Origin of the sequence: Corallococcus sp. AB049A, from assembly GCF_003668885.1 — a bacterium.
GTDB classification, from domain to species: Bacteria; Myxococcota; Myxococcia; order Myxococcales; family Myxococcaceae; genus Corallococcus; species Corallococcus interemptor.
Window position 1 is genome coordinate 1 of record NZ_RAWL01000776.1, and the last position, 1,672, is coordinate 1,672.

A 1,672-nucleotide genomic window follows, 5' to 3' on the forward strand; every position below is an offset into this window, starting at 1 on the left:
GCGTACCGGCGCGGCCGCGGGCTTCTTCGCCGTGGAAGTGCCAGCGCCCGGCGCGGCGGCCGGGACATCCGGTGCGAGCAGGTCATCCGGCGCCAGCGCCGGGGCTGTATCCGGAGCGGTCTCGGGAGCGGCCTGCACGGGCTCGGCGGACGGCGGCGGGGGCGTCCCCGGTGCGGCGGGCGCCGTGGCCGTGTTCTGCGCCGGAGGCGTGTCCGGGACGGGCTCGGACTCGGCCTGCGTGGGAATCTGCGGCACCGGGGTGGCCGGCGCGGGCGTCGACGTCCGCGACTGTTCCAGGCCCACGGCCAAGCGCAGCTCGGGGATGAAGTAGAGCCCCGCGCCCACGATGGAAAGCGCCACGACCATCAGCAGCAGGAACACCAGCGCGGAGCGCAGCGCACTGGCCTTGCGGACCGGGGCCGGCTCACGCTTCGAGGCACGCGGCGCCGCCGCGGGCTCCGGCCGCACCGGCATGGCCTTGCGCCGGGTCGAATCGTCGCGCGTCGCGCGCGAGGTGGACGACTCGTCCGGGTCCGCGGGCGCGGGGGAACGGGAGACGGCGCGCATGCTCGACGCGGTGCTGGGGCGCGGAGGCGGCGTGCTCGGAGACGAACCGCGCACGGCGCGCCGGGAGCCCGTGCGGCCCCGGGACGGAGCGGTGGGGCCGGTGTCGGGCTCGCGCTTGCCGGTGGACGAGGACGTCTCCCGCAGCAGGGCCTCGTCCAGCATCACGCGGGCCTGGGGCTCCTCGCGGCGTGAGGCGCGCGGCATGGGGATGCGCGGGTGCGTGTCCGCGTCGCCGATGCGCGCGGCCGGGGCGTCGTCCGGATCCGCGGAGATGTACGGCACGTCGGAGTCCGGCTCCAGGGCGCGCGGATCCACCGAGACCAGGTCCTCCGACGGCCGCGTGTCCTGCATCGTCGGCCGGGGCACCGGGCCCGACTCGAGCGACTCGAGGTCGTGCGAGTCCTCGTCGGACTCGAAGGCGCGCGGGCCGGTGGACTGGATGGAGGCCACCTGGATGGTGGGCGCGGCGTGCGACGGCAGCGGCACCGACGCAGGTGCCGGGCGGCTGCCATTGGACGGCGTGGTCACGCCAGGGCGCGAGGACGGCACGGAGGGCATCGCGGCCGTGGGACGCTGGCCCTCCGGAATGCGGACCTCCGCGGGACGTGAGGACTCAGCGGCCCGGGGCGCATCGTAGTTGCGCGACGGCTCCGAAGCGCGCACCGGCTCGAAGGCCGGCAGGGGCTCCGACGCGCGAACCGCGTCGGACACGGGCGCGGGACGGCTGCCATTCGACGGCGTGGTGACGCCCGGGCGCGACGACGCCAGGGACGGCATCGCGGCGGTGGGACGCTGGCCCTCCGGGATGCGCGGCTCCGCGGTGCGCAGCTCCGATGAACGCCCCCCGTCGGAGATGGGCTCCGGCCACGGATAGGGGCTCTCGGGAAGCTCCTCCTCGTCGAGGAACGGGCCGTCCGGCGGAGGCGGCGGCTCCATGAACGGCAGCTCCCCTGCCCCGCCGTCGAAGGATGGCATGGGAGGAGGCGCCACCGGCCGCGACGCATCCGCGGGCACGAAGGGCACAGGGCCATCCACGGCGGGAATCGCCGCCATGGGCGGAGGCGGAGGCGGCACACCCCGAGGCCCCACCGAATCCGAGAAGGGC

At 76.4% G+C, this 1,672-nt stretch carries 1 pseudogene; it reads right to left on the minus strand.

Annotation, left to right across the window (positions count from 1 at the left end):
* Window positions 1-1,672, minus strand: a pseudogene (locus D7X55_RS43775) (hypothetical protein); the annotation flags it as partial.